The sequence below is a fragment of the Bordetella saccharivorans genome, assembly GCF_045862855.1.
In the GTDB taxonomy this organism is placed as follows: Bacteria; Pseudomonadota; Gammaproteobacteria; order Burkholderiales; family Burkholderiaceae_B; genus Bordetella_A; species Bordetella_A petrii_F.
The window spans coordinates 754,772-779,075 of sequence record NZ_BAAFZO010000001.1; the positions used below are offsets into that span (position 1 = coordinate 754,772).

The 24,304-nt window shown below is 70.9% G+C and carries 21 protein-coding genes; 12 read left to right on the top strand and 9 right to left on the bottom strand.

Going from position 1 to position 24,304, the window contains the following annotated elements; genetic code table 11:
• Window positions 1-34: 34 nt before the first annotated feature.
• Genes coaD through ACKTT0_RS03645 form a run of 3 tightly spaced genes read left to right on the top strand, consistent with a single transcriptional unit; the run spans window position 35 to window position 2,050 of the window.
• Window positions 35-541: a pantetheine-phosphate adenylyltransferase gene (gene coaD, locus ACKTT0_RS03635; RefSeq protein WP_028352592.1), complete on the top strand. Its 507-nt coding sequence runs from the start codon at window positions 35-37 to the stop codon at window positions 539-541.
• 58 nt (window positions 542-599) lie between these two features.
• Window positions 600-851, top strand: coding sequence for a YfhL family 4Fe-4S dicluster ferredoxin (locus ACKTT0_RS03640; protein WP_407848199.1), 252 nt, complete (start codon window positions 600-602; stop codon window positions 849-851).
• Window positions 848-2,050, top strand: a complete 1,203-nt coding sequence (locus ACKTT0_RS03645; RefSeq protein WP_407848201.1) for a benzoate/H(+) symporter BenE family transporter — start codon at window positions 848-850, stop codon at window positions 2,048-2,050. Before ACKTT0_RS03640 ends, ACKTT0_RS03645 begins: the two co-directional genes overlap by 4 nt.
• 5 nt (window positions 2,051-2,055) lie before the next feature.
• On the opposite strand, the gene ACKTT0_RS03650 is transcribed toward ACKTT0_RS03645, so the two are convergent.
• Together ACKTT0_RS03650 and ACKTT0_RS03655 are read right to left on the bottom strand one after the other, a co-directional pair.
• Window positions 2,056-2,442: an MOSC N-terminal beta barrel domain-containing protein gene (locus tag ACKTT0_RS03650; protein ID WP_407848203.1), complete on the bottom strand. Its 387-nt coding sequence runs from the start codon at window positions 2,440-2,442 to the stop codon at window positions 2,056-2,058.
• A complete protein-coding gene (locus ACKTT0_RS03655; RefSeq protein ID WP_407848205.1) occupies window positions 2,439-4,955 on the bottom strand; it encodes an AsmA family protein in 2,517 nt (838 codons plus the stop codon). The genes ACKTT0_RS03650 and ACKTT0_RS03655 overlap by 4 nt, the downstream gene beginning before the upstream one ends.
• 164 nt (window positions 4,956-5,119) lie before the next feature.
• Here ACKTT0_RS03655 and ACKTT0_RS03660 point away from each other — a divergent pair, with 164 nt between their 5' ends.
• The 6 genes from ACKTT0_RS03660 to ACKTT0_RS03685 all read left to right on the top strand — a co-directional run bounded on the left by ACKTT0_RS03660 (window position 5,120) and on the right by ACKTT0_RS03685 (window position 10,948).
• Window positions 5,120-6,169 carry an adenosine deaminase gene (locus tag ACKTT0_RS03660; RefSeq protein ID WP_407848206.1) on the top strand — a complete coding sequence of 350 codons (1,050 nt, stop codon included), beginning with the start codon at window positions 5,120-5,122 and terminating at the stop codon, window positions 6,167-6,169.
• Window positions 6,170-6,318: 149 nt separating this feature from the next.
• Entirely contained in the window at window positions 6,319-6,711 is a 393-nt protein-coding gene (locus ACKTT0_RS03665) for a MarR family winged helix-turn-helix transcriptional regulator (protein ID WP_407852378.1), read from the top strand.
• A gap of 1 nt (window position 6,712) precedes the next feature.
• Entirely contained in the window at window positions 6,713-8,872 is a 2,160-nt protein-coding gene (locus tag ACKTT0_RS03670; RefSeq protein WP_407848208.1) for a TonB-dependent receptor domain-containing protein, read from the top strand.
• Between the two features lie 72 nt (window positions 8,873-8,944).
• A complete protein-coding gene (locus ACKTT0_RS03675; RefSeq protein ID WP_407848209.1) occupies window positions 8,945-9,616 on the top strand; it encodes a PadR family transcriptional regulator in 672 nt (223 codons plus the stop codon).
• A gap of 31 nt (window positions 9,617-9,647) precedes the next feature.
• On the top strand, window positions 9,648-10,472 hold the full coding sequence (locus tag ACKTT0_RS03680) for a siderophore-interacting protein (protein ID WP_407848211.1): 825 nt from the start codon (window positions 9,648-9,650) through the stop codon (window positions 10,470-10,472).
• An 11-nt stretch (window positions 10,473-10,483) separates the two neighbouring features.
• On the top strand, window positions 10,484-10,948 hold the full coding sequence (locus ACKTT0_RS03685) for an NUDIX hydrolase (RefSeq protein WP_407848213.1): 465 nt from the start codon (window positions 10,484-10,486) through the stop codon (window positions 10,946-10,948).
• 10 nt (window positions 10,949-10,958) lie between these two features.
• Here the strand turns inward: ACKTT0_RS03685 and soxR are convergent, their stop codons facing one another.
• Window positions 10,959-11,447 (bottom strand): redox-sensitive transcriptional activator SoxR, encoded by a 489-nt coding sequence (gene soxR / locus ACKTT0_RS03690; protein ID WP_407848215.1) that lies wholly within the window; start codon window positions 11,445-11,447, stop codon window positions 10,959-10,961.
• A gap of 105 nt (window positions 11,448-11,552) precedes the next feature.
• Between soxR and ACKTT0_RS03695 the strand changes: the two genes are divergently transcribed.
• The 3 genes from ACKTT0_RS03695 to ACKTT0_RS03705 are packed head-to-tail and all read left to right on the top strand — an operon-like array spanning window position 11,553 to window position 17,221.
• Window positions 11,553-12,671, top strand: a complete 1,119-nt coding sequence (locus ACKTT0_RS03695; protein WP_407848216.1) for an efflux RND transporter periplasmic adaptor subunit — start codon at window positions 11,553-11,555, stop codon at window positions 12,669-12,671.
• A 1-nt stretch (window position 12,672) separates the two neighbouring features.
• Window positions 12,673-15,753, top strand: a complete 3,081-nt coding sequence (locus ACKTT0_RS03700; RefSeq protein ID WP_407848218.1) for an efflux RND transporter permease subunit — start codon at window positions 12,673-12,675, stop codon at window positions 15,751-15,753.
• The gene (locus tag ACKTT0_RS03705) at window positions 15,746-17,221 is read left to right on the top strand and encodes an efflux transporter outer membrane subunit (protein ID WP_407848220.1); all 1,476 of its coding nucleotides are present in this window, start codon (window positions 15,746-15,748) and stop codon (window positions 17,219-17,221) included. The genes ACKTT0_RS03700 and ACKTT0_RS03705 overlap by 8 nt, the downstream gene beginning before the upstream one ends.
• Here the strand turns inward: ACKTT0_RS03705 and ACKTT0_RS03710 are convergent.
• The 6 genes from ACKTT0_RS03710 to ACKTT0_RS03735 all read right to left on the bottom strand — a co-directional run bounded on the left by ACKTT0_RS03710 (window position 17,154) and on the right by ACKTT0_RS03735 (window position 24,160).
• Window positions 17,154-18,461 carry a four-carbon acid sugar kinase family protein gene (locus tag ACKTT0_RS03710; RefSeq protein ID WP_407848222.1) on the bottom strand — a complete coding sequence of 436 codons (1,308 nt, stop codon included), beginning with the start codon at window positions 18,459-18,461 and terminating at the stop codon, window positions 17,154-17,156. The genes ACKTT0_RS03705 and ACKTT0_RS03710 overlap by 68 nt on opposite strands.
• Complete coding sequence (locus tag ACKTT0_RS03715; RefSeq protein WP_407848224.1) at window positions 18,458-19,732, bottom strand: ribulose-bisphosphate carboxylase large subunit family protein; 1,275 nt, start codon at window positions 19,730-19,732, stop codon at window positions 18,458-18,460. Before ACKTT0_RS03715 ends, ACKTT0_RS03710 begins: the two co-directional genes overlap by 4 nt.
• A gap of 40 nt (window positions 19,733-19,772) precedes the next feature.
• A complete protein-coding gene (locus ACKTT0_RS03720; protein ID WP_407848225.1) occupies window positions 19,773-20,312 on the bottom strand; it encodes a VOC family protein in 540 nt (179 codons plus the stop codon).
• Between the two features lie 25 nt (window positions 20,313-20,337).
• Window positions 20,338-22,245: a TRAP transporter large permease gene (locus ACKTT0_RS03725; protein ID WP_407848227.1), complete on the bottom strand. Its 1,908-nt coding sequence runs from the start codon at window positions 22,243-22,245 to the stop codon at window positions 20,338-20,340.
• Complete coding sequence (locus ACKTT0_RS03730) at window positions 22,245-23,276, bottom strand: TRAP transporter substrate-binding protein (protein WP_407848229.1); 1,032 nt, start codon at window positions 23,274-23,276, stop codon at window positions 22,245-22,247. Before ACKTT0_RS03730 ends, ACKTT0_RS03725 begins: the two co-directional genes overlap by 1 nt.
• An 83-nt stretch (window positions 23,277-23,359) precedes the next feature.
• The gene (locus ACKTT0_RS03735) at window positions 23,360-24,160 is read right to left on the bottom strand and encodes an SDR family NAD(P)-dependent oxidoreductase (RefSeq protein WP_407848231.1); all 801 of its coding nucleotides are present in this window, start codon (window positions 24,158-24,160) and stop codon (window positions 23,360-23,362) included.
• Window positions 24,161-24,304: the final 144 nt, after the last annotated feature.

Below are 24,304 nucleotides of genomic sequence, written 5' to 3' on the forward strand. Positions count from 1 at the left end.
AGGTGTACGCCAGCCACAAGGATACGGAGCCAGCATGATTACCGCCGTCTACCCCGGTACGTTCGACCCGCTCACCCGCGGCCATGAAGACCTGGTGCGCCGCGCCGCCGCCCTGTTCGACAAGGTGGTGGTGGGCATCGCGCACAGCCGCAACAAGAAGCCGTTCTTCAGCATCGACGAGCGCGTCGAGATCGCCCGGGAGGTCCTGGGCCACTACCCCAACGTCGAGGTGCAGAGCTTCGCCGGCCTGCTCAAGGACTTCGTGCGCGAGCAGAACGGCCGCGTCATCGTGCGCGGCCTGCGCGCCGTGTCGGACTTCGAATACGAATTCCAGATGGCCGGCATGAACCGCCACCTGCTGCCCGAGGTCGAGACCATGTTCATGACGCCGTCCGACCAGTACCAGTTCATCTCCGGCACCATCGTGCGCGAAATCGCCCAGCTGGGCGGCGACGTCAGCAAGTTCGTGTTCCCCTCGGTCGAGCGCTGGCTGCAGGCCAAGGCCAAGGAACACCGCGAGCAGTCCTGGCCGAGCGCCTGAGGCCGCGCGGCGGCGGCGCTACAATGGCCTGTACCCGCCCCGCCCTGTTTTCTCCGCCATGGCTCTGAAGATCACCGAAGAATGCATCAATTGCGACGTCTGTGAGCCGCAGTGCCCCAACGAGGCCATCTCCATGGGGCCCGAATACTACGTCATCGATCCCGACCGCTGCACCGAGTGCGTGGGGCACCACGACGAGCCCCAGTGCAAGGTGGTGTGCCCGGTCGAGTGCATCGAGCTGCATCCGCAGTGGCAGGAAGGCCAGGACGCGCTCATGGCCAAGTACCGACGCCTGACGGGTACCGCGTGAATCCTCCCGACAGTCTTGCCGTGCCGCTGCGCGCCTCGCCGGCGCGCGACCTGTCCGTCTCGGCCGTGGTGGCGGGGCTGGTCGCCGTGCTGGTCAGCTTCGGCGGCACCGCCGTGCTGATGGTGCAGGCGGGCCACGCGGCCGGCCTGGACGCCGCCCGCATCGGCTCCTGGCTGGGCTCCATCTGCCTGGCGCTGGGCCTGGGCGGCCTGGCCATCAGCCTGCGCAGCCGCATGCCGGTAGTACTGGCGTGGTCCACGCCCGGCGCGGCCCTGCTGGTCACCGCCCTGGCGGGCGTGCCGTTCGACCAGGCGGTCGGCGCCTTCCTGCTGGCCTCGGCCGTGACCCTGGCCTGCGGCCTGTTCGGCTGGATCGACCCGATCATGCGGCGCGTGCCGCCCGAGATCGCCAGCGCCATGCTGGCCGGCGTGCTGCTCGACTTCGGCCTGAAGATCTTCACCCGCCTGGGCGACCAGCCGACGCTGGTGCTGGCCATGTGCGCGGCCTACCTGCTCGGCAAGCGCTGGGCGCCGCGCTATGCCGTCCTGGCGGTGATGGCGGCGGGCCTGGCGGTGGCGGGCGCGACGGGCCAGCTGCGGCTGGGCGAGGTCGACTGGCGCCTTACCGAATTCGTCTGGACCACGCCCGTCTTCACCTGGCAGGCCACCATCAGCATCGGCGTGCCCATTTTCGTGGTGGCGCTGGCGTCGCAGAACCTGCCCGGCCTGGCCATCCTGCAGGCTTCCGGCTACCGCCCGCCGGCCTCGCGGCTGGTGGCGGCCACCGGCCTGCTGGGCCTGCTGGCCGCGCCGTTCGGCGCGCACAGCGTGACGCTGGGCGCCATCGTCGCGGCCATCTGCACCGGCCCGGAGGCGCATCCCGAGCCGACGCGGCGCTACATCGCCGCCGCGACTTACGGGTTGGCCTACGTGCTGCTCAGCGTGGTGGCCGGCGCGGTGGCGGTGTTCTTCCAGGCCTTGCCGCCGGCCCTGATCGCCGCCCTGGCCGGCCTGGCCCTGCTGGGCGCCATCCTGGGCGGCATGACCGGCGCCATGGCCAACGCGCAGCGCCGCGAAGCCGCCCTGATCACGCTCCTGGCCACCGCGTCGGGCTTCAGCGCCTGGGGCATCGGCTCGGCGTTCTGGGGGCTGGCCGCCGGGCTGGCGGCCCACGCGGTGCTGGCATACAAGCGGGCCTGAGCCGCTCAGGCCGGCCAGCGCACCTCGGCCATGTCAGGGTGCACTTTCAGCAGGCGGCAGGGCAATTGCAGGAAGTTGGACAGCCAGGCGGCCGCCAGGTCGCCTTCGTCGACCACGTCGACCGTCTGCTCGCCGATGCGGATCTGGTAGCGCACGCTATCGTCGTCCTCGATCACGTCGAGCGGGATGTCCATGCGCAGCATGCCCGGCGCCTTCATGACCAGGTAGCCCATGCGCAGTTCCACCGTCACCTCGGCCAGGCGCGGGCACAGCGCGCGGTTCAGCCAGGTACCGGCATCGTTGCTGACCAGCCAGCGCCGGTGATAGGCCCCGGCCTGCGCCTGGGTGGTCTCGCCGCACTCGGCGACGGGCTGGAAAGCGGGTGCGCTCATTTGTTCAGGAGCCCCTTCAGGGCTTTGTCGAGTTGTCCGGGCAGCTTGGCCCCGTCGGCCTGGCCGCCGACGGCTTCCTTGAGCCGGTTCTCCAGGGCGCGCTTGAGCGCGCTGCCGGCCACGTCGCGCCACTGCACCGTATAGACCGGCTTGTCGAACGGACCGCTGATCAGCACCGGGATGGTGATGCCCTTGAGCTCTTCGAGGTCCTTGCCGTCCTGGCCGGTAGTGGTATTGACCACGCGCACCTTGGCGACGAAATTGAGGGTGTTCTGGACGAAATCGATGGCCGCCGGATCGCCCTGCGACACGCGCAGCAACGGCGAGGCCATGTCCAGCCGCTTGGCATTGGCCACCCCCTTGACGAACACCAGGTCGGCTTCGAGCGAGGTGAAGTCGGTCTGGCGGGCCTGGTCGGCGGCCACTGTGGGGTTGTCCAGCTGGCCGCTGAAAGCAGCCTTCAGCTCGCGCAGGGTCTGCGCCACATTGATGCCCCGCACCGCGCCGTCGCGCAGGCGCAGTTGCATGCTGCCGTTCAGGCCGGTGGTCAGCGCGTAGGAGTTCGAGCCGGCGGTCTTCAAGTCGAGCGCCAGGCTGCCCTTGCCGGTCAGCGCCTGCCGCTGCACCAGGTCGGCCAGCAGCGGCCCGATGTCGATGCCGGCCAGGGTCATCTTGGCGGCGACCTGGTTGCCTTCCGCCGCGTCGACCGACAAGGCGCCGCCCAGCTTGCCGCCGTACAACGAGGCCGCCAGCGTGGAGACGTCGAGCTTGCCCTTCTCGAGCTTGAGCTTGGCGCTGAGCTCGCTGGCCTTCAGGCCGCGCACCACGAGCTCGCCGACCTTGATCGTGCCGTTGGCCGTCGGGCCCACCAGCGCCGACAGGTCGATCGAACCGTCCGAGGCGGGCGTGGCGGCGGGCGCCGGCTTGGCGGGCGGCTTGGCGGGGTCGTCCTGTTTGCCGTCGCCTTCCTGCGGCTTGGCGGGCGCGGCGGCCACCGGCGGCGCCAGCTTGTCCAGGTCGAGCGTGTCGACCGCCAGCGCGAAGGTGATGTCCGGCACTTCGGACAGATTCTTGACGTCGGCGGTGAGGTCGAACTTGCCGCCTTCGAGCACCGCGTTGATCTTGGCGCCGGCCTGGTCTTTCTGCAGGTTGGCGTTCATGCTGCCGATGACCGGGATCTGCAGGCTGCCCTTGGGCAGGCCCGGGTCGGTGATGCTGACGTCGCCCTTCATGGCCGACAGGCCGATGGCGCGCTGCCACAGATTGAACGTGGCGGGCGAGGTGAACACCGCCTTGACCACGCGCTCGCCCTGCGTGAGCGTGCTGTCGAGCTTGATTTCCTTGATGTCCAGCTCGCTGGCATTGCCGCTGATGCCGTTCAGGCCGAAGCTGGCGTCCAGCCCCTGCAGGCGCACCCGGCCGGTGAGCGCCTGGCCGGTGGCCGAGGACGGCGAAATATTCAAGGCCGGCGCGTCGGCGGCCAGTTCGAACGGACCGCCGGGCAGCGCCCCCTTGGCGCGCACCGCCAGCTTCTCGATCTGCAGTTGCAGCTTGTGCGGGTCGACCGCCAGTTTGGGAATGGCGACGCTGGCCTCGACATTCTGCATGGGCGTGGCCGGATCGGGCACGTTGCCCTGGAAGACGATTTCCAGCCCCGCCACGTCCAGCGAGGAAGTGCGGCCGTTGAAGGCCAGGTTGCCGCGCGCGGCCAGGCTCTTGGCTTCCGCGCCCAGCACATTGCCGTCCATGCGCACATCGAGTTTCTGCGCGGCGAAGCGCTTGGCCAGCGGATCGAGCGTCAGCAGCCCCTGGCCGGTCAGGTTGGCGTCCACGCGGGGATTGCCGCCTTCGACGCGGGCCGACAGGCTCACGTCGAACGGCTGGTTGTAGGTGACGCGGCCCGTGTTGGCGGTGAGATTGGTGACCGCCACGGCCATGCCGGAGATTTCGTCCTGCAACTGCAGTTCGCCGGACTGCAGGTCGAGCCCGGCGATGTCGATCTGCATGGTGGCCGGCGCCGCGGCGCCGCCGGTGGCGAGGGCCTGGGCCGCGCCCGCCATGGCGCCGACCGCCGCGCCGGCCGGGCCGGCCGGCGCGGCCGTGTTGCCCGCGCCGCCGCCGACGAGATCCTCGAAATTGAAATGGCCGTTCTTGTCGCGCACCATGCGCGCCTTGAAGCCGTTGATGGCCACATGGTCGACCACCAGGTTGCTGGACAGCAGCGGCCACACCGCCACGGCCAGGCGCATGCTCTCGATGGAGGCGAAGGTGTCGGGACGGCCGGCCTCGGACAGCGACACGCCCTGCACCGACAGGCCGATGCGCGGGAACAGCGACAATTCGATTTCGCCGTCGATCGCCAGGGTGCGGTTGTACCGTTCCTGGACCAGCTCTTCCAGCTTGTATTTATAGGCGTTGGGGTCGAACGTGAGCAAAAAGATGGCCAGGCCGACGACGGCCACGACAACCAACACCACCAGGCCTATCAATATGCGCTTGAACCACGTCTTCATTGCCGCCCCGCGGGGTACCTCGACTGGGAAAATTTGGGAATAACCGCCCGCCATCCGGTAAGGTATGGGACGATTCCCGCCGTTTCGAACCGACGGCGTGGCAATATGGTAACAAACCAGGGCCGCGGCCTTGCGGCGCGCCGGCCGGCACCCTACGCCCCGCCATGAACACAATGACCGATTTTCCCCGCGAAAAACTCCCCGAACTGCTGCGGGCCATGCCCAAGGCCGAGCTGCACGTCCACATCGAGGGCACGCTCGAGCCCGAGCTGATCTTCGCGCTGGCACAGCGCAACGGCGTGCGCCTGCCCTACGCCAGCGTCGAGGCGCTGCGCGCGGCATATGCCTTCACGGACCTGCAGAGCTTTCTCGACATCTACTACGCCGGCGCCGGCGTGCTGCTGCATGAACAGGACTTCTTCGACATGGCGATGGCGTACTTCCGGCGCGCCGCGGCCGAGCGCGTGGTGCACGCCGAACTGTTCTTCGACCCGCAGACCCATACCGCGCGCGGCATGCCCATGGGCACGGTGATCGCCGGCCTGGCGCGGGCCTGCGCCGCCGCGCGGGCCGAGCTGGGCGTCAGCAGCGCGCTGATCCTCTGTTTCCTGCGCCACCTGAGCGAAGCGGACGCCTTCGCCACGCTCGAACAGGCGCTGCCCTACCGCCAGCACTTCATCGGCATCGGGCTGGACAGCGGCGAGCGCGGCAACCCGCCGGAAAAATTCGCCCGCGTATTCGCGCGCTGCCGCGAACTGGGGCTGCGCATCGTCGCGCATGCCGGCGAGGAAGGCCCGGCGCAATATATCCGCGACGCGCTCGACCTGCTGGGCGCCGAGCGTATCGACCACGGCGTGCGCTGCGTCGAGGACCCCGGCCTGGTGGCGCGCCTGGCGCGCGAACAGATACCGCTGACCGTCTGTCCGCTGTCCAACATCAAGCTGCGCGTATTCGACAGCATGGCCGGCCACAACCTGGCCGACCTGCTCGATGCCGGCCTGTGCGTCACCATCAATTCCGACGATCCGGCCTATTTCGGCGGCTACCTGAACCAGAACTTCCTGGAGGCCTTCCGCGCCCTGCCCCGCCTGGATGCCCGCCAGGCCGTGCGGCTGGCCGAGAACAGCTTCGCCGCCAGCTTCGTGCCCGACGACTGGAAAGCGCGCTGGCGCGACGACCTGGCGCGTACCGTGGCGCGGCTGGGCCGCGCCTGAGCGAACCGCGCCGCCATTCCTGGCACAATGCCCCGGATGGGGCGGCGCCAGGCGCCGCGCTTCCAGATATTCCGCAGGAGACCCTACCCTTGTCCGACCAACCAGAAGGCCTGCAGATCGTGCAGCACCTGGGGCAGGCCTATCGCGCCATGCAGGCCGCTTTCAGCAGCCGCGTGGGCCATGCGCTGCCGCGCTGGCGCATCCTGCTGACGCTGCACGAATGCGGCCAGTGCTCGCAAAAGCTGCTGGCCGAGCGCTGCCGCCTGGATCCGGCATCCCTGACCCGCCTGCTGCAGGCCATGCAGCAGCAGGGCTGGGTCACGCGCAGCGCCGACCCCCACGACAACCGCGTCACCAACGCCGTCCTGACCCCGGCCGGCCAAGCCGTGGTGGACCAGGCCTTGCCGCGCCGCGCGGCATTCTTCGAGGAGGCGCTGCAAGGCCTCTCGGCCCAGGACATCGCGGCGCTGAATCGCGTGCTGGGCGTGCTGGAACGCAACTTCGCGCAGGCCGCCGCGCCGCGCGCCGAACCGGGCGGCTGACATGCGGGGCGCGCGCGCGGGCCGGCCCGGCTTTGCCGCGCTGCTGCGGCACGCCAACCGCTGCGCCGCGCTGGCGCTGGCCGGCGCCGCTAGCCACGCCGCCGAGGACGTCACCACGCTGGAGCCGGTCACCGTGACCAGCACCGGGATCGTCCAGCCCGCCTTCACCACGCCGGCCTCGGTGGACGTGATCGACGGCAGCACCATGCGCGACAGCCAGATGCAGGTCAACCTGTCGGAAAGCCTCGCCCGCGTGCCTGGCCTGCTCATCCAGAACCGCCAGAATTACGCGCAGGACCTGCAGCTTTCGGTGCGCGGCTTCGGCGCCCGCTCGACCTTCGGCGTGCGCGGCGTGCGGCTGTACGTGGACGGCATTCCGGCCACCATGCCCGACGGCCAGGGCCAGACGTCGAACATCGACATCGCCTCGATCGACCGCGTGGAAATCCTGCGCGGGCCGTTCTCCGCGCTGTACGGCAACTCGTCGGGCGGCGTGGTGCAGGTCTATACAGAGGATGGCAGCGACCCGCCGCGCGCCAGCGCCAGCTTCGCCGCCGGCAGCGACGGCCAGCGCCGCTATGGCCTGCAAGCCAGCGGCGCCGCCGGCGCCGCGCCGCACGAACTGGGCTATGTGCTCAGCACCAGCCGCTTCCTGACCGATGGCTACCGCGCGCACAGCGCCGCCCGCAAGACCCTGGCCAACGCCAAGCTGGACATCGGGCTGGACGCCGACCGCACGCTCACCCTGGTGCTCAACAGCGTGGACCTGACCGCCGATGACCCGCAGGGACTGACGCGCGAGGAATTCGAGGACGACCCGCGCAGCGCGGCGCCCAGCGCGCTGCGCTTCAACACCCGCAAGTCGGTGCGCCAGGCCCAGGGCGGCGCCATCTACGAGCAGCGCCTCGACGGCGACAACGACCTGCGGCTGGCGTTCTACTACGGGCAGCGCCACACGCGCCAGTTCCTGTCCATACCCGTGGCCGTGCAAGCCGCGCCCGGCCAGGCCGGCGGCGTGATCGACCTGCGGCGCGACTACGGCGGCGCCGACCTGCGCTGGACCTCGCGCCTGCAATTGGCGGCGCGCCCGCTCACGGTAGCGGCGGGCATCGCGTACGACACCATGACCGAAGACCGCCGCGGCTACGAGAACTACGTGCTCACGGCGCAGGGGCCGCAACTGGGCGTGCAGGGCGCGCTGCGCCGCAAAGAGCGCAACGAGGTGTGGAACCTCGACCCGTACCTGCAGGCTGCCTGGCAGGTCGCGCCGGCCTGGGCGCTGGAGGCGGGCCTGCGCTACAGCACCGTGCGCTTCGATTCGCACGACCAATACATCGCGCCCGGCAACGGCGACGACAGCGGCCGGGCCCGCTACCGCAAGGCCCTGCCGATGGCGGCGCTGCGCTACCAGCCCACGCCCGACTTGAACCTGTACCTGACCGCCGGACGGGGCTTCGAAACGCCGACCTTCAACGAAATCTCGTATCGGCCCGATGGCCTGCCGGGGCTGAACTTCGGCCTGCAGCCCTCGGTCAACACTAGCATCGAAGCGGGCGCCAAGGCGCGCGTCGGGCAGGGCACCCTGACCGCCGCGCTGTTCCAGACGCGCACCGCCGACGAGATCGTGGTCGATACCAGCCTGGACGGCCGCACCACTTACCAGAACGCCGGCCGCACGCGCCGCCACGGTGCCGAGCTGAGCTGGACCGGCGCGCTGGCGCGCCACTGGCAGGCCACGCTGGCCTATACCTGGCTGGACGCGCGCTACCGCGACAGCTTCTCCAGTGGCGAACCCAGCGCCGCCAACCGTGTGCCGGCCGGCAACCGCATTCCCGGCACGGCGCGCCACGCCGCCTATGCCGCGCTGTCGTGGGCGCCGCCGCAAGGCTGGCGCGCCGGCGTGGAAGGCCGCTACCTGAGCGCCATGTACGCCGACGACCGCAACCAGCACCGCGCGCCGGGCTATTTCACGGCGGCCGTGCACGCGGGCTACGTCTGGTCGTGGCGGGACTGGCGGATCGACGCCTTCGCCCGCGTCGACAACCTGTTCGACCGCCACTATGCCGGCTCGGTCATCGTCAATGCCGGCCAAGACCGCTATTACGAGCCGGCGCCGGGCCGCACCTGGGCGGCCGGCCTTGGCGCCACCTACCAGTTCTGAGCATCCGGGGCTTGACATCGCCCTACGCGGGAAACTATCGTACGATACATCGTAAGATAAATAGGAAACACCATGCACGGATGGCATCGTTTATTCCACGGGCTGGAGCCGGCGCGGCCCGCCCACCCCCGCCTGTGGCTGGGCCCGGCCGGCCAGCGCGGCCGCCACGGCGGGCACGGCTGGTTTGGCGACGGCCACGGCATGGGCGGCGACGGCCCGGGCATGCTGCGCGGCCGCAAGTTCGGCGCCGATGAGCTGCAGCTGATGCTGCTGGCCCTGCTGGAAGAACAGGCGCGCCACGGCTACGAGCTGATCAAGGAACTGGAGACGCGCTCCAATGGCTACTACAGCCCCAGCCCCGGGGTCATCTATCCCGCCCTGACCTACCTGGAAGAGCTGGACTACGCTACCGTGGAAGCGCACGGCAACCGCAAGCGCTATCACCTGGCGCCGGCCGGCCGCGCCCACCTGGATGCCCAGCGCGAGCGGGTGGAACTGCTGTTCGCCGGCCTGCAGCACGCGGCGCGCAAGATGGCCTGGATGAAGCAGGCCTGGCAGGGCGAGGCCGGCGAGCAGGAAGCGGCCGAAGCGAGCGGCTGGCTGCGCGAGTTCGTCGAGGCGCGCCGCGCCCTGCGCGAAGCGCTGCTGCGCCGCTCGCAGGCCGATGCCGGCGAACAGCGGCGCATCGCCGCCATCCTGCGGCGCGCCGCGGCCGAGATACTGGGCGGCGACAAGGCCTGTTGACCCATCTACGCCGCAAGCGACAAGGATATTCATGCAAGCCTCATCCACTCTCGATCCCTATGCCGTGCAGAAAGTACGGCACCCGCTCAGGGCGCGCCTGCTGCAAGTGCGCCGTGTCCAGCGTATCGGCCCGCACCTGGTGCGCGTGACGCTGGCGGGCGAACAACTGGCCGGGTTCGTCTCGGCCTCGTTCGACGACCACGTCAAGGTGTTCCTGCCAGAGGCCGGCGCCATGCCGGTGCTGCCCGTCATCGGGCCAGACGGCCCGAGCTACCCCGAAGGCGCGCCGCGCCCGGTCGCGCGCGACTACACGCCGCGACGCTACGATGCCGCGGCCGGCGAACTCGATATCGACTTCGTGCTGCACGGCCATGGCCCGGCCGCCAGCTGGGCGGCCCAGGCCGCGCCGGGACAGTACCTGGGCGTGGCGGGCCCGCGCGGCTCGTTCGTCATCCCGCACGCGTTCGACTGGCACCTGCTGATCGGCGACGAGACCGCCCTGCCGGCGATCGCGCGGCGGCTCGAAGAACTGCCGCGCGGCAAGCGCGTGCTGGCCGTCATCGAAACGCGCCACCCGAGCACCCGCATCGCCCTGCCGACCCGCGCCGACCTGACCCTGCAATGGGTCCACGGCGCGGCCGAACCGGACGACGGCCCGCCGGTGCTGGAACGCGTGGTGCGCCGCCTGCAATTGCCCGACGGCGAAGGCTACGTCTGGGCCGCGGGCGAATCCGCCGTCATCCGCGGCATCCGCCAGCACCTGGTGCACGAGCGCGGCATCGACAAGTCGCGCATCCGCGCGGCCAGCTACTGGCGCCGCGGCGATGCCGGCGCCCACGAAGTGTTCGGCGACTAGCGGGCCACGCCATGGCCGAGCCTGCCCCGCCCTTGCCGCCGCGCGACCCGCGCGGGCCCATCGCCGCGACCATCGCCGCCGTGGTGCGCGACGGCCGCGTGCTGCTGGTGCGGCGCGCCCATCCGCCCGACGCCGGCCGCTGGGCCTTCCCCGGCGGCAAGATCGAGCCGGGCGAGACCGTCCATGCCGCCGCCGTGCGCGAACTGCGCGAAGAAACCGGCGTGCGCGGCGAGGCCCTGCATGTGTTCGACGCGCGCGACGTCTACGAACGCGACGAGCACGGCGCGCTGCGCCGGCATTACATCCTGATCGCGGTGCTGTGCCGCTGGGCCGGCGGCGAGCCGGTGGCCGCCGACGATGCGCTGGAAGCCCGCTGGTTTGCTCTCGACGAACTGGAGTCGCAGCAACTGGCGCTGAGCTTCGGCGTGGCCGAGGTGGCGCGCCAAGCCGCCCGGCTGGCCGGGGCGCAGGCCTGAGCGGCACGCCTCAATCGGGATCCAGCAGCCGCGGCCCGGGGCCCTCGCCGGCCCACACATCCGCCGGATTGCGCAGCGGGCAATCCTCCAGCGACAGGCAGCCGCAGCCGATGCAGGAACTGAGCTGGTCGCGCAGCCGCACCAGCCGGTCGATCCGGTCGTCGAGCTCGGCGCGCCATTGCGCCGACAGCGCGCGCCAGTCGGCCGCGCTGACCGGCCGGTCGTGCGGCAGGTGCGCGAGCCGCGCGCGGATCTCGGCCAGCGGAATACCCGTGCGCTGCGCCACCTTGATGACCGCGATCAGGCGCAGCACCGCGCGCGGGTAGCGGCGCTGGTTGGCCGCATTGCGGCGGCTGCGGATCAAGCCCTGGGCTTCATAGAAGTGCAGCGCCGAGACGGCCACGCCGCTGCGGCGCGCCACCTCGCCCACGGTCAGTTCGCGGGCCCATTCTTCGTGGGTCATGGCCGGCGGCGGCCCGGGCGGCGGACGGGTAGGCATGGCGGTTCCTGGGGCCCGATTCCCGGGCATGATGTCGGGAAATACTTTACCTCAAGTTATCTTGAGGTCTTAGAGTGCGGGCCAACCCGATGACTGGAAACCCGCATGACTCCCGGTACCTCCCTTCCGCCCTCGCCCCGGGCGCAGCGCTCTGCGCGCGCCCTGTTGATTGCCGCCGTGGCCATCGCCCTGCTGTGCGGTGCGCTGTTCTTCTGGCGCGCCTGGAAAACCGCCGCGCCGGAATACGCCTCGCCGCCGCCGGTGGTGGTGGCCGCCGCCCGGATCCAACCCGCCGATGCGCCGGCCGCGCTGCGGGCCGTGGGCTCGCTGCGCGCGGTGCGCGAAGTGCGCCTGGCCCCCGAAATCGCCGGGCGCGTGGTGGCCATCCCGTTCGAAGCCGGCACGCAAGTGCGCCAGGGCGACCTGCTGGTGCAACTGTACGACGCGCCGGAACAGGCCGATCGCCAGGCCGCCTTGGCACGCGCCGGACTGGCGCGCGCCCAGTACGCCCGCGCCCGCACGCTGGCGGCGACCGGCGCCGAATCCCGCGAAATACTGGAGCAGCGCCGCGCCGAGCGCGACCAGGCGCTGGCGGCGGTCGCGCAACTGGATGCCCGCATCGCGCAGAAACAGATCCGCGCGCCATTCGCCGGCACGCTGGGCATCCGCCAGATCGACCCGGGCCAGTACCTGGATGCCGGCGACACCATCGCCAACCTGGCCGACCTGCGACGCCTGTATGTGGATTTCAGCGTGCCGCAGCAGCACCTGCCGCAGCTGCGGAGCGGCGGCGCGGTCCAGCTGGCCACCGACGTCTATCCCGGCCGCGTGTTCGAGGCGCGCGTCCATGCCATCGAGCCGCAGGTCGACGCCGGCACCCGCAACATCCGCGTGCAGGCAGTGCTGGACAACCCGGACGGCGCGCTGCGTCCCGGCATGCACGTCGAGGCGGCGCTGCAACTGCCGCCGCAGCGCGGCGCGCTGATCGTGCCGGCCACCGCCGTGCAGGTATCGCCCACCGGCGACAGCGTGCTGGTGATCCGCGGCCCCGACGCGGAGCGCGCCGGCACGGCCGAAACCGTGGCCGTGACGGTGGACCGGCGCATCGGCGACCGCGTCGTCATCGCCCACGGCCTGCAGGCCGGCGACGTGGTCATCACCGAAGGCCAGTTGCGCGTGCCGCCCGGCGCCGCCGTGCAAGTCGCCGCGCGGCAGGAGGACTGACATGCGCTTCACCGACTTGTTCATCCGCCGTCCGATCCTGTCGGCCGTGGTCAGCCTGCTGATCCTGCTGGTCGGCGGCAGCGCCCTGTTCGCCCTGCCGGTGCGCGAGTATCCCAGCATGGAAAGCGCCACCATCGTGGTCGACACCCAATACCCTGGCGCCACGCAGGCCGTCATGCAGGGCTTCATCACCACGCCCATCGCGCAATCGATCGCCACCGCCAACGGCATCGAATACCTGAGCTCCACTTCCACCCAGGGCAAGAGCCAGATCAAGGCCAAGCTGGTGCTCAACGCCGATGCCGACCGCGCCATGACCGAGATCCTGGCCAAGGTGCAGCAGGTCAAGTACCGCTTGCCGGCCGACGCGTACGACCCCGTCATCACCAAGATCACCGACGGCGCCTCGGCGGTGCAGTACGTGTCCTTCGTCAGCGAGTCGGTGCCGTTGTCGCGCCTGACCGATTTCGTGACGCGCGTGGCGCAGCCGCTCATCACGTCGGTGCCGGGCGTGGCGTCGGTCGACGTGTACGGCGGCCAGACCCTCGCCATGCGCATCTGGGTGGACGCCGACAAGATGGCCGCGCGCGGGCTCACGGCCAGCGACGTGGCGGCCGCGCTGCGCGCCAACAACGTGCAGGCCGCGCCCGGCCAGCTCAAGGGCGCCGACACCGCCATCAACATCACGGCCAGCACCGACCTGACCAGCCTGGACGGCTTTCGCGCCATGGTGGTCAAGCGCGGCAGCGACGGCGGGCTGGTGCGGCTGGGCGACATCGCCACCGTCGAGATCGGCGGCCAGAACTACGACAGCAGCGCCACCAGCAGCGGCGGCCGCGCCGTGATGCTGGGCATCTCGCCCACGCCGGACGGCAACCCGCTGGAGATCGTCAAGGCGGTCAAGGCGCTGCTGCCCGACATCCAGCGGGTCGCGCCGCCCGGCGTGACAGTAACCAGCCAGTTCGACGTGGCGCACTTCGTCAATGCCTCGATCGACGAGGTCACCCGCACGCTGGTCGAGGCGGTGGTGATCGTGGTCGCGGTCATCTTCCTGTTCCTGGGCTCGCTGCGGGCGGTGATCATCCCGGTGGTCACGATTCCGCTGTCGCTGATCGGCACGGCGGCCCTGATGCTGGCCTTCGGTTTTTCGCTCAACCTGCTGACCCTGCTGGCCATGGTGCTGGCCATCGGGCTGGTGGTGGACGACGCCATCGTGGTGGTCGAGAACATCCACCGGCATATCGAGGCAGGCCTGTCGCCGGTCCGCGCCGCGCTGGTGGGCGCGCGCGAGATCGTCGGGCCGGTGATCGCCATGACCATCACGCTGGCCGCGGTCTATGCGCCGATCGGCCTGATGGGCGGGCTGACCGGCGCGCTGTTCCGCGAATTCGCCTTCACCCTGGCGGGCTCGGTGATCGTGTCGGGCGTGGTGGCGCTGACCCTGTCGCCCATGATGAGCTCCTGGCTGCTCGACAGCCGGCTGGCCGAAGGCCGCCTGTCGCGGGCCATCGAGCGCCGCATGCACAGCCTGGGCGAGCGCTACGACCGCCTGCTGGGACGCGCCCTGGCGGCGCGGCCGGCGGTGCTGATGGTGGGCGCGGCGGTGCTGGCGACCATCGTGGTGCTGTTCCTGGGCGCCCAGCGCGAACTGGCGCCCACCGAGGACCAGGGCTACGTGTTCGTGCAGACCAAGGCGCCGCAGTACGCCAACGTCGATTACACCGGACGCTATGCGCAGCAGATCGACGCCATCTTCCATACGCTGCCCGAATACGAAAGCAGCTGGTTCACCAATGGCACCGACGGCGCCAACAATGGCTTCGGCGGCGTGGTGCTGAAAGAGTGGGACCAGCGCGAGCGCGGCACGGCCGAGATCCAGGCCCTCTTGAGCGCGGAAGGCGCCAAGGTGACCGGCGTCTATGCCGCGGCCTTCCAGCCGCCCGCGCTGCCGGCCGGCAGCGGCGGCCTGCCGGTGCAGATGGTGCTGCGCGCGCCGGAGGGCTTCCCGGCGCTTTACGCCGCGGCGGAGCAAGTCAAGGCAGCGGCGTGGCGCAGCGGCCTGTTCGCCTTCGTCGACAGCGACCTGGCCTTCGACAGCCCGGAGGCGCGCATCGTGGTGGACCGCGACAAGGCGGGCGAACTGGGCGTGAGCATGCAGGCCATCGCCGATACCCTGGCGGTGCTGGTGGGCGAGAACTACGTCAACCGCTTCAACTGGCACGACCGCTCGTACGACGTCATCGCCCAGGTGCCGCGCGGCCAGCGCCTGGCGCCAGGCAACCTGGCCGGCTTCCACGTGCGCGCGGCGTCCGGCCAGCTGGTGCCGCTGGACACGGTGGTGCGCTTCGACCTGCGCCCGGCCGCCAACCGGCTGCCGCAGTTCAACCAGATGAACTCGGCCACCGTATCGGCGGTGCTGGCGCCCGGCGTCACCATGGGTCGCGCGGTCGAGTTCCTGCGCGCCCAGCCGCTGCCGGCCGGCTTCACCATCGACTGGCTGTCCGACAGCCGCCAGTACGTCACCGAAGGCGACCGGCTGACGGTTTCCTTCCTGTTCGCGCTGATCGTCATCTTCCTGGTGCTGGCGGCGCAGTTCGAATCGTTCCGCGACCCGCTGGTGATCCTGGTGACCGTGCCGCTGGCGATCTGCGGCGCGCTGGCGCCGTTGTTCCTCGGCTACGCCACGCTCAACATCTATACCCAGATCGGCCTGGTGACGCTGATCGGGCTGATTTCGAAGCACGGCATCCTGATGGTGGCCTTCGCCAACGACATCCAGGTGCGCGATGGCCTGGACCGCGTCCAGGCCATGCGCCGCGCCGCCGTCGTACGCATGCGGCCGGTGCTGATGACCACCGCCGCCATGGTGGCCGGGCTGGTGCCGCTGCTGTTCGCCAACGGCGCCGGCGCCGCCAGCCGCCACGCCATCGGCATCGTGGTGGTGATGGGCATGCTGGTAGGCACGCTGTTCACCCTGTTCGTGCTGCCGGTGCTGTATACCCTGGTGGCGCGCGACCACCGCGCCGCCAGCGCCAGCCCGCGCGCCCGTGAACTGGCCGATGCGGAGGTGCAACATGGCTGACTCCCTGGCGCGCCTGGGCGCGCCCCTGATGCTGCTGCTGGCCGGCTGCGCCAGCGGCCCGGATTACCGCACGCCCGCCACCCCGGCCGCGGCGTCGGGCAGCTTCGTCACGCAGTCCGCCCGCATCCAGGAGGCGCCGCTGCCGGACGACTGGTGGCGCCTGTACGATGACCCGGCGCTCACGGCCCTGATCGGCCGGGCCTTCGCCGCCAACGCCGACCTGCGCCAGGCGCAGGCCAACCTGGCCCGCGCGCGCGCTGTCTACGCCGAAGCGCGCACCGGCCAGTGGCCGGCCACCCAGGCCGGCGGCGGCGCGCAGTACGGGCGCGACCAGACCGCCTGGTCGGGCAGCGGCCAGGCTCCCACGCAGTGGTCGTACAGCGGCGGCCTGCAGATCGCGTACGAGGTCGACCTGTATGGCCGCGTGCGGCGCGACATCGAGGCGGCCCATTACGATGCCGAAAGCATGGCGGCCGCGCGTGATGCGGTGCGCGTCGCCGTGGCCGCCGAAACGACCCGCGCTTATGTCGACGCCTGCGCGCTGGGCGACGCCATCGATGTGGCGCAGGCGTCGGCGGCGCTGGCGGCGCGCAACCTGCGCCTGGTCGAGCAGCGCCTGCAGGCCGGCGCGGCGGCGCGCCTGGATGTCGAGCGCGCCGCCGCCAGTGCCGCGCGCGCCCGCGCGGCGGTGCCGCCCCTGCATGGGCAGCGGCAGGCGGCGCTGTACGAACTGGCCGCCCTGACCGGCCGTCCGCCGGCCGGGGTGCCGGCCGAGGCCGCGCAATGCCGCCGCGCGCCCGCGCCCGCGGCGGCGCTGCCGGTGGGCGACGGCGCCGCCCTGCTGCGGCGCCGGCCCGACCTGCGCCAGGCCGAGCGCACGCTGGCCGCCGACACCGCCCGCATCGGCGTAGCGGTCGCCGACCTGTATCCGCGCATCACCCTGGGCGCGTCGGCCGACTACCTGCGCAACGACCAGCTGCGCGGCAACCGCACCTGGTCGTTCGCGCTGGGTCCGCTGGTCTCGTGGGAGTTCCCCAATATCGCCGCGGCGCGCAGCCGCGTGCGCCAGGCGCGCGCCCAGGCCGACGCCTCGCTGGCGGCGTTCGATGCGGTGGTCCTGCGCGCGCTGAAGGAAACCGAGCAGGCGCTGGCCGCCTATGACGCGGCGCTGGCGCAGCGCGACGAACTGGCGCAGGCGCGCGAGCGCGCCGGCCGGGCCCTGGAACTGGCCGAGCAGCGCTACCGGGCCGGCGCCATCACCTACCTGGACGTGCTGGTGGCGCAGGGCGACTTCATCGACGCGCGCGCACAATTGGCCGATGCCGAGCGGCGGGCCGGCGCCGAACGCGTGGCGGTATTCCGGAGCCTGGGCGGCGGCTGGCAGGCGGCGGACGCGATGGTCAGCCCTGCGCCCGGCCCCGCGCGAACCGCTCGAACAGATCCGCCGAGCCCATCTGGCCGCCCTTGAGCATGACTTCCATGCCGTCCAGCGTCGCCACGTCGCTATGCAGCCGGCATAGCGCCACACCCGGCTCCAGGCGCGTCAGGTACGACAGCCCCCAGGCATCCAGCGCCTGCATGGCCAGGCTGGAACTGTCGCCCCCGGCCACCCCCAGGCGCGCGACCGGGGCGCGTCGCAGCACCAGGTCGAGCAGGCTGCCGCCGGCCCGGGCCAGGGCCTGGCTGTGCACGCCGGTGGTGGGCCGGCCCTGCGCGTTGTCGATGCAGGCCAGCACATGCTGCCCGGTCTGCAGGGCCTGCGCGATGGCGGCCACGGCCTGCGCCTGGTAGACCGGGTCGCCGTCCGCCAGCCGCGCGGGATCGAAGCGCAGCCGGCGATAGGACGCGGCGGCGTCGATCTGGCGCGCCGTCATGGGCGACAGGCTGCCGGCCAGCACCAGCACGGGCCCGCGCGCCGGCGCCAGGGCGGCGGGCGGCGCGGCGGCCATGTTCCCCCACTGCGTACCAAGCGCCTCGATCACGCTGCTGGCGCCCACGGCCAGCAGCGGCTGTGCCGCGGCCGCCCCGGCCAGCACCGCGCCGATGGCCGCCAGGTCGGCGGGCCGGGCGACATCGAACAATGCGCTGTCCATGCCGCCATCGAGCAGCTCGCCAATGCGCGCGCGCACGGCATCCGGCCCTTGCGCGATGCTGCGGTAGTCCACCAGGCCGACCCGGCCGGCCCCCAGCGCGGCGAAGTGCCGGCGCAAGTCGGCCTCGTGCATGGGCGTGACGGGATGCCGGCTCATGGTGGGATGCCGGTCGATGCGGTGCACTTCGCCATCGGCCGCGGCATAGAGCTGCGCGAACAGGCAATAGCGGCCCAGGCTGGGCTGGCCGCCGACGATGGCGCGCCAGGGTTGCCGCGCCGCCGCGCCCAGACATTCCATCGCCACGGCAATATTGCCGACCTGCGGCGCGCTGTCGAAAGTGGAGCACACCTTGTAATGAACCACGCGCGGGCCCAGCGCCGCGAAGAACCGCGCCACCGGCCGCAGCGCGGCACGCATTTCATCCGGCGCCATGGCGCGCGTGGCGCCGGCGATGCCCAGGCAATCCAGTGGCCCGGCGCGCCGCAGCTGGGCGGCCGACGGCACGCCGAAGAACAGCAGGCTGCGCAGGCCGGCGCGCGCGGCCGTGGCCAGGGCGTCGGTCGCGCCGGTGAAATCGTCGCCGTAATACGCCAGGCGGGGCGCGCCGCCGCTCATCGCGCGCCGAAGAAGTCCAGCGCGCGCGCCAGCTCGGGCGCCTGGCGGGCGTAGTCGGCCAGCGCCACGCCGCCGCGCGCCGCCTGCCAGGCCTGGCGGATGCTGGCCACGCCCGCCGCCACGCCGTCGGGATGCGCCAGGATGCCGCCGCCGGCCATGAACAACAGGTCGTCGCGGCCGATCGCGGCCCAGGTGGCCGGCACCGTGCCGGCCCACTGGCCCGAGGAAAACGCCGGCATCACGGTGTCATCGCGCGCCTGCCCGGCCGCCAGCGGCGCATAGCAATCGCGCGCGGCGGCGACCACCTCCTCGTCGGACTGCGAGAACTTGCCCTGCAGGCCGTGCACGTGCATGTGGTCCACGCCCGCCAGGCGCCACAGCGTCTGGTACGCCTGGAAACCGATGCCCAATAGCGGATGGCGCGACAGCGCGCCGAAACCGTTGCGGTGCCCATGCAGGACCAGCGGCGTGTGGCGGCGCAGGCTTTGTATGGCGGAATAGCCGCAGGCATTCAGGCTGGCCATGACACAGGCGCCGCCCTCGCGCTCGACTAGGTCGGCGTGGCGCCGCATCGCGTCGGTCTCGTCGGTGATGTTGAACGCCACCATCACCTGCTTGCCGGTGCGCTCGGCGTGCTCCCGCACCACCCGCATCACGGCCGGCACGCGCTGCGCCAGCGGCGCATGCGCGGGGTCGGCGCACACTTCGTCGTCCTTGATGAAGTCCACGCCGGCGGCGCACAGGCGGCCCACCAGCTCCGCGGTCTCGGCGGCCGAAAAGCCCACATTGGGCTTGATGATGGTGCCCACCAGCGCTCCCGCCGGCACCCCGGCGGCGCGGCGCGTGCCGGCGATGCCGGCGCGCGGGAAGTCGAAGCGGGCCCGGTACTCGGCCGGCACGCGCAGCGTATCCAGGCGCAGGCCGGTCACTTCGCCCAGGTCGTACAGGTTGCCCGCCACCGTGCTGGCCAGGGTTGGCAAGTTGGCGCCGATATTGGCCGGCGGGAATGCGATATCGACGCGGGCGCGGCGCCACGGCCCGGCCTGGCGCCGCCGTTCCAGCAGCGCATTGGGCAGGCTGGGCTGCGCCGCCTCGTCCAGCAGCCGCACCGACTCCACGGTGGCGCGCGCGCGGGCGCGCAGCGCATCGGTCTCGCCCGCCACGCGGGTAAAGGTGCCGCACGATTGCTCGCCAGCCATTACCTCGGCCACGGCGGCCGGGTCCAGCGGCGTCTCGATCAGGTAGCTCGCCAGGATGCGCTCGCCGCTCATGCCACGGCCTCCCGCGGCACGGCCGGCTGGCCGGCGGCGCTCATTGCGCCCCCAGGTTCGGGAACGGCCGCACCGGCTCGCTGCCGTCCCAGCTTTCCGCCGCTTCGCGGATCTGCCGGAACATGCGGCCCTTGGGGCCCGAGACCTCCGACAGCTCGATCACCGTGCCGGGATGGTATTCGGTATCGAAATAGATGAAGCGGCCGCGCTCGCCGACCTCGCCGCTCATCTTGGGCTTGAAGCCCTGGGCCAGCAGGCGCCGCAGGTCGGCATCGTAATCCTCGGTCCAGTAGGCCACGTGCTGCAGGCCGGTGCGGCCCGCCTGCTGGAAGTCGCGGTACATCGACGGCACGTCGTTGCGCGTCTGGATCAGCTCGACCTGCACATAGCCGGAGTTGGCCAGCGCCACCGAATTGTGCGGCTCGTACGGCTGGCCGTCGTAGCGATAATTCACGATCGGCACGCGCGGGTTGTAGAACCAGGGGCCGACGCCCAGGGTCTTGCTCCAGTAGGCCATGGCGGCCTCGATGTCGGGCACCACATAGCCCAACTGGCGGATCTGGCCGAGGAATCGGCTCATGAAATGCTCCAGTGCGAAAAAAAGCTCAGTTGTCGAGGAAACCGATGGAAATCCAGGGAATCGCCGCCACCAGGACCAGGCCGACCAGCAGCGCCGCCATGTAGCCCCAGATCGGGCGGATGCCTTCGTCCGGGTCGACCTTGCCGACCGCGCAGGCGCCGTAATAGCCCACGCCGAACGGCGGCGCGAACAGGCCCACCCCCATCGCCAGGATCACCACCATGGCGTACTGCACCTCGTGGATGCCCAGCTCGCGCGCGATGGGGAACATCAGCGGGCCGAACAGCACGATGGCCGGAATGCCTTCCAGCACGCTGCCCAGCACGATGAACGCCACCAGCGACACCGCCATGAAGGTGAACTTGCCGCCGGGCAGGCCGGCCATGGCTTCGGCCAGGTCGTGCGCGAAGCCGGACTGGGTCAGGGCCCAGGCCATGGCCGTGGCGCAGCCGATGATGAACAGGATGGCGCCGGACAGGGTGGCGGTCTCGACCAGGATGCCGGGCAGCCGCGCGAAATCGAACTTGCGGTACAACAGCAGCCCGGCAACCACCGAATAGGCGATGCCGATGGTCGAGACCTCGGTGGCGGTCGCCACCCCTTCCACCACCGCCGCGCGGATCACGAACGGCAGCGCCAGCGCGGGCAGCGCCACGACGAAGGTCTTGCCGATCAGCTTGCGCGAGGGCCGCGGCACGGCGCTCAGGTCTTCGTGGCGGTAGCGCCACCACACGATCACGCACAGCGCCAGCCCCAGCACCAGGCCGGGCAGCATGCCGCCGGTGAACAGCGCCGAGATCGATACGCCCGTCACCGAGCCGATGGTGATCAGCACGATGGACGGCGGAATGGTCTCGGTCTGCGCGCCGGTGGTCGACAGCAGCGCGATCAGGTCGCCCGGCTTGGCGCCGCGCTGCTTCATTTCCGGCAGCAGCACCGGCGCGATGGCCGCCATGTCGGCCGTCTTGGAACCGGAAATGCCCGACACCAGGTACATGCCGCCGATCAGCACATAGTTCAGCCCGCCGCGCACGTGGCCCAGCAGGCTGGACAGGAACTGCACCATGGCTCGCGCCATGCCGGTCATCTCGATCAGCATGCCCAGCAGCACGAACAGCGGCACCGCCAGCAGGATCAGGTGCGACATGCCCTCGTCCAGCCGCCCCACCATCACCAGCATGGGCGTGCGGGTGGTCAGCGCCAGGAAGCCGAACGTCGCCAGCGCGAACGAGAACGCGATCGGCACCCCGGCGAACACGCAGGCCCCCACCACGCCGGCAAAGAAGATCAACAGGTTCAGCTTGCCCAGCGTCATCAGCCAGGGCCCGGCCAGCCAGAACAGCAGCGCGATCGCCATCGCGCTCAGCACGGCCGGCGCCACGTGCTGGGCGTGCTCGGTGCGCAGCAGCCGCACCACGCACACCAGCAGCATCAGCAGCGTGCCCACCGGCAGCGCGGCGGCGCGCCAGGCATTGCTGATCTCCATGGCGGGCGTGACGATGATCCGCTCTTCATAGGCGTACTCCCAGGCCGGGTGGATCAGCAGCACCAGGAACACCAGGGCCGCGGCCAGGGCGAAAGTTTCCAGGAAGGCCCGCGCGCGCGGACTGCACTTGGTCACCACCGCCGTCATGCGCATGTGCGCGCCGCGCCGCAATGCGATCACCGCGCCCAGCATCGACAGCCACAGGAACAGGATCGAGGCCAGCTCGTCGGACCAGACGATGGGCTCATGGAACACATAGCGCGCCACCACGCCCGACAGCAGCACGGCCACTTCCACCAGCACCAGCACCGCGGCCGGCCATTCGGACAGCGCGCCCAGCGCGCGGTCCAGCCCGGCCAGCAGCCCCGTGTCCGCGCGCGGCCGCGCCGGCGCGGCCGGCGGCGTCCCGGCCGCCCAGACGGCCTTGGTCTCGTGGCCGGCCGCCATCAGGACACCTTGCCGACGGATTCTTCCAGCAGCGCCCAGGCCTCGGCGCCGAATTTTTCCTTCCACTCGGCGTAGAAGCCGGCCTTGCGCAACTGCTCGCGGAAGCTCTGCGCCTCCGCGGCATTGAACTGCATGCCCTTGGAGGACAGATCGTCCTGCAGGGTCGTATTGAGCTTGACCAGGTCTTCGCGCTGCTGCAGGCCGGCCTCATTGAAGGCGCGCGCGTAGATGGTCTTCAGGTCGTCGGGCAGGCCGCGCCAGGCGCGGCCATTGACCACCAGGTGATAGCCGTCCCAGCTGTGGTTGGTGAGCGAGCAGTACTTCTGCACTTCGTACAGCTTGGCGGTCTGCACGATGGCCAGCGGGTTCTCCTGCGCGTCCACCACCTTGGTCTGCAACGCGGAATACACCTCGCTGAATTGCAGGCTGGTGGGCGCGGCCGACAGCGACTTGAACAGCGAAATGCCCATCGGGCTGACCGGCACGCGGATCTTCATGCCGTCCAGGTCGGCGGCCGTGGCCACCGGGCGGGAGCTGCTGGTGATCTGGCGGAAGCCGTTGTTCCACATTTTCTCCAGCGTATACAGGCCGACCTTGGCGAACGCGGCGCGGATGCTGCTGCCCAGCTTGCCGTCGACCGCGTTCCAGACCTCCTGGTCGTCCGAGAACGCGAACCCCATGGCGGTGATCGCGCTGATGGGCGCCAGCGTGGCGATCACCATCGTGCCGGCGTTGAACATGTCGATGCCGCCGCTGCGCACTTGCGCCAGCATGTCGGTGTCGCCGCCCAGCTGGTTGTTGGGAAACACCCGCACTTCCATGCGGCCGCTGCTCTCCTTGGCGATGCGCGCGGCCGCCTCCTGCGCGCGCACGTTCAGCGGATGGCTGGTCGGCAGGTTATTGCCGTACTTGAACACGTATTCGGGCGCGGCGGCGCTGGCCAGCCGCGGCGCGCCGATCATGGCGGCCAGCGGCAGGCCGGCCAGGGTGCGCAATGCGCTGCGGCGCGTAAAGGTCTTGTTCTGGTTCATGGCACTGTCTCCTGTGCTCGGGCTTTCCGGCTGTCGCCGGCGATGTTGGAAGTATCCGGGCCGCCGGACCGGCCCGGGTCGTTTCAGTTGCAGCGGGCGTGCATGCCCCCGTCGACGAACAGCTCCACGCCGTTGATGTAGCGCGCCTCGTCCGAGGCCAGGAACACCGCCGCATGGGCCACGTCCCAGCCATCGCCCATGCGGCCGGTGGGCGACAGCCTGTTGCGCGCTTCGACCATTTCCCGCGTGTCCTGGTAGAACCCGGAGATCTGCTGGTAGATGTGGGGCGTGTCCATCACGCCCGGCAGGATGCAGTTGGCCCGGATGCCCTTGGCCGCGTACTGCAGCGCCACGCTCTGGGTAAAGGAATTCACCGCGCCCTTGGAGGCCGCGTAGGCGCAATAGGCATAGCCGGTCCAGCGCACCCCGCCGAGCGCGCCGATATTGACGATGGCGCCGCGCTGGCGCGCCTCCATGTGGGGCAGCACGGCCTTGCAGGTCAGGAACATGCTCTTGACATTGACCGTCATGACGCGGTCCCAGACGTCTTCGCCGGTCTCGACCGGCCCGCCCTGCGAGGTGATGCCTACGTTGTTGTGCAGCACGTCGATCTGGCCGTAGCGCGACAGGGCCTGGTCGACCACGCGTTGGATGTCGGCGAAGCTGGTGACATCGGCCTGCACGCCCTCGGCCTCGTGGCCCTCGGCGCGGATGGCAGCCTCGGTCGCCAGCGCGGCTTCGCGCACCCGGTCCACTGCCACCACGCGGGCGCCCTGGCGGGCATACGCGGCCGCCGCGGCCTTGCCGTTGCCCCAGCCCTCGCCCACCGAGCCGGCGCCGAATACCAATGCCACCCGGCCGGCCAGCCTGCCTGTTGTCTCCATGTTTTTCCTTGTGTGCGCCCGCGGCGCTGCTGCGGATAGTTGCGTAGGATAGGGGCGGCGGGCGCAAACCCCAAGCCGGTTTTTTGATGGCTTTTGAGGTCCACCTCGGCAGTGCGTGTAATGTATAGCCCACACGTTTCCGCA

What these genes read in the sequence shown, in the direction of transcription:
- coaD (WP_028352592.1), top strand. Translation starts at nt 35, where the DNA reads ATGATTACCGCCGTCTACCCCGGTACGTTCGACCCGCTCACCCGCGGC.
- ACKTT0_RS03640 (WP_407848199.1), top strand. Translation starts at nt 600, where the DNA reads ATGGCTCTGAAGATCACCGAAGAATGCATCAATTGCGACGTCTGTGAG.
- ACKTT0_RS03650 (WP_407848203.1), bottom strand. Translation starts at nt 2,442, where the DNA reads ATGAGCGCACCCGCTTTCCAGCCCGTCGCCGAGTGCGGCGAGACCACC.
- ACKTT0_RS03655 (WP_407848205.1), bottom strand. Translation starts at nt 4,955, where the DNA reads ATGAAGACGTGGTTCAAGCGCATATTGATAGGCCTGGTGGTGTTGGTT.
- ACKTT0_RS03660 (WP_407848206.1), top strand. Translation starts at nt 5,120, where the DNA reads ATGAACACAATGACCGATTTTCCCCGCGAAAAACTCCCCGAACTGCTG.
- ACKTT0_RS03665 (WP_407852378.1), top strand. Translation starts at nt 6,319, where the DNA reads ATGCAGGCCGCTTTCAGCAGCCGCGTGGGCCATGCGCTGCCGCGCTGG.
- ACKTT0_RS03670 (WP_407848208.1), top strand. Translation starts at nt 6,713, where the DNA reads ATGCGGGGCGCGCGCGCGGGCCGGCCCGGCTTTGCCGCGCTGCTGCGG.
- ACKTT0_RS03675 (WP_407848209.1), top strand. Translation starts at nt 8,945, where the DNA reads ATGCACGGATGGCATCGTTTATTCCACGGGCTGGAGCCGGCGCGGCCC.
- ACKTT0_RS03680 (WP_407848211.1), top strand. Translation starts at nt 9,648, where the DNA reads ATGCAAGCCTCATCCACTCTCGATCCCTATGCCGTGCAGAAAGTACGG.
- ACKTT0_RS03685 (WP_407848213.1), top strand. Translation starts at nt 10,484, where the DNA reads ATGGCCGAGCCTGCCCCGCCCTTGCCGCCGCGCGACCCGCGCGGGCCC.
- soxR (WP_407848215.1), bottom strand. Translation starts at nt 11,447, where the DNA reads ATGCCTACCCGTCCGCCGCCCGGGCCGCCGCCGGCCATGACCCACGAA.
- ACKTT0_RS03695 (WP_407848216.1), top strand. Translation starts at nt 11,553, where the DNA reads ATGACTCCCGGTACCTCCCTTCCGCCCTCGCCCCGGGCGCAGCGCTCT.
- ACKTT0_RS03700 (WP_407848218.1), top strand. Translation starts at nt 12,673, where the DNA reads ATGCGCTTCACCGACTTGTTCATCCGCCGTCCGATCCTGTCGGCCGTG.
- ACKTT0_RS03705 (WP_407848220.1), top strand. Translation starts at nt 15,746, where the DNA reads ATGGCTGACTCCCTGGCGCGCCTGGGCGCGCCCCTGATGCTGCTGCTG.
- ACKTT0_RS03710 (WP_407848222.1), bottom strand. Translation starts at nt 18,461, where the DNA reads ATGAGCGGCGGCGCGCCCCGCCTGGCGTATTACGGCGACGATTTCACC.
- ACKTT0_RS03715 (WP_407848224.1), bottom strand. Translation starts at nt 19,732, where the DNA reads ATGAGCGGCGAGCGCATCCTGGCGAGCTACCTGATCGAGACGCCGCTG.
- ACKTT0_RS03720 (WP_407848225.1), bottom strand. Translation starts at nt 20,312, where the DNA reads ATGAGCCGATTCCTCGGCCAGATCCGCCAGTTGGGCTATGTGGTGCCC.
- ACKTT0_RS03725 (WP_407848227.1), bottom strand. Translation starts at nt 22,245, where the DNA reads ATGGCGGCCGGCCACGAGACCAAGGCCGTCTGGGCGGCCGGGACGCCG.
- ACKTT0_RS03730 (WP_407848229.1), bottom strand. Translation starts at nt 23,276, where the DNA reads ATGAACCAGAACAAGACCTTTACGCGCCGCAGCGCATTGCGCACCCTG.
- ACKTT0_RS03735 (WP_407848231.1), bottom strand. Translation starts at nt 24,160, where the DNA reads ATGGAGACAACAGGCAGGCTGGCCGGCCGGGTGGCATTGGTATTCGGC.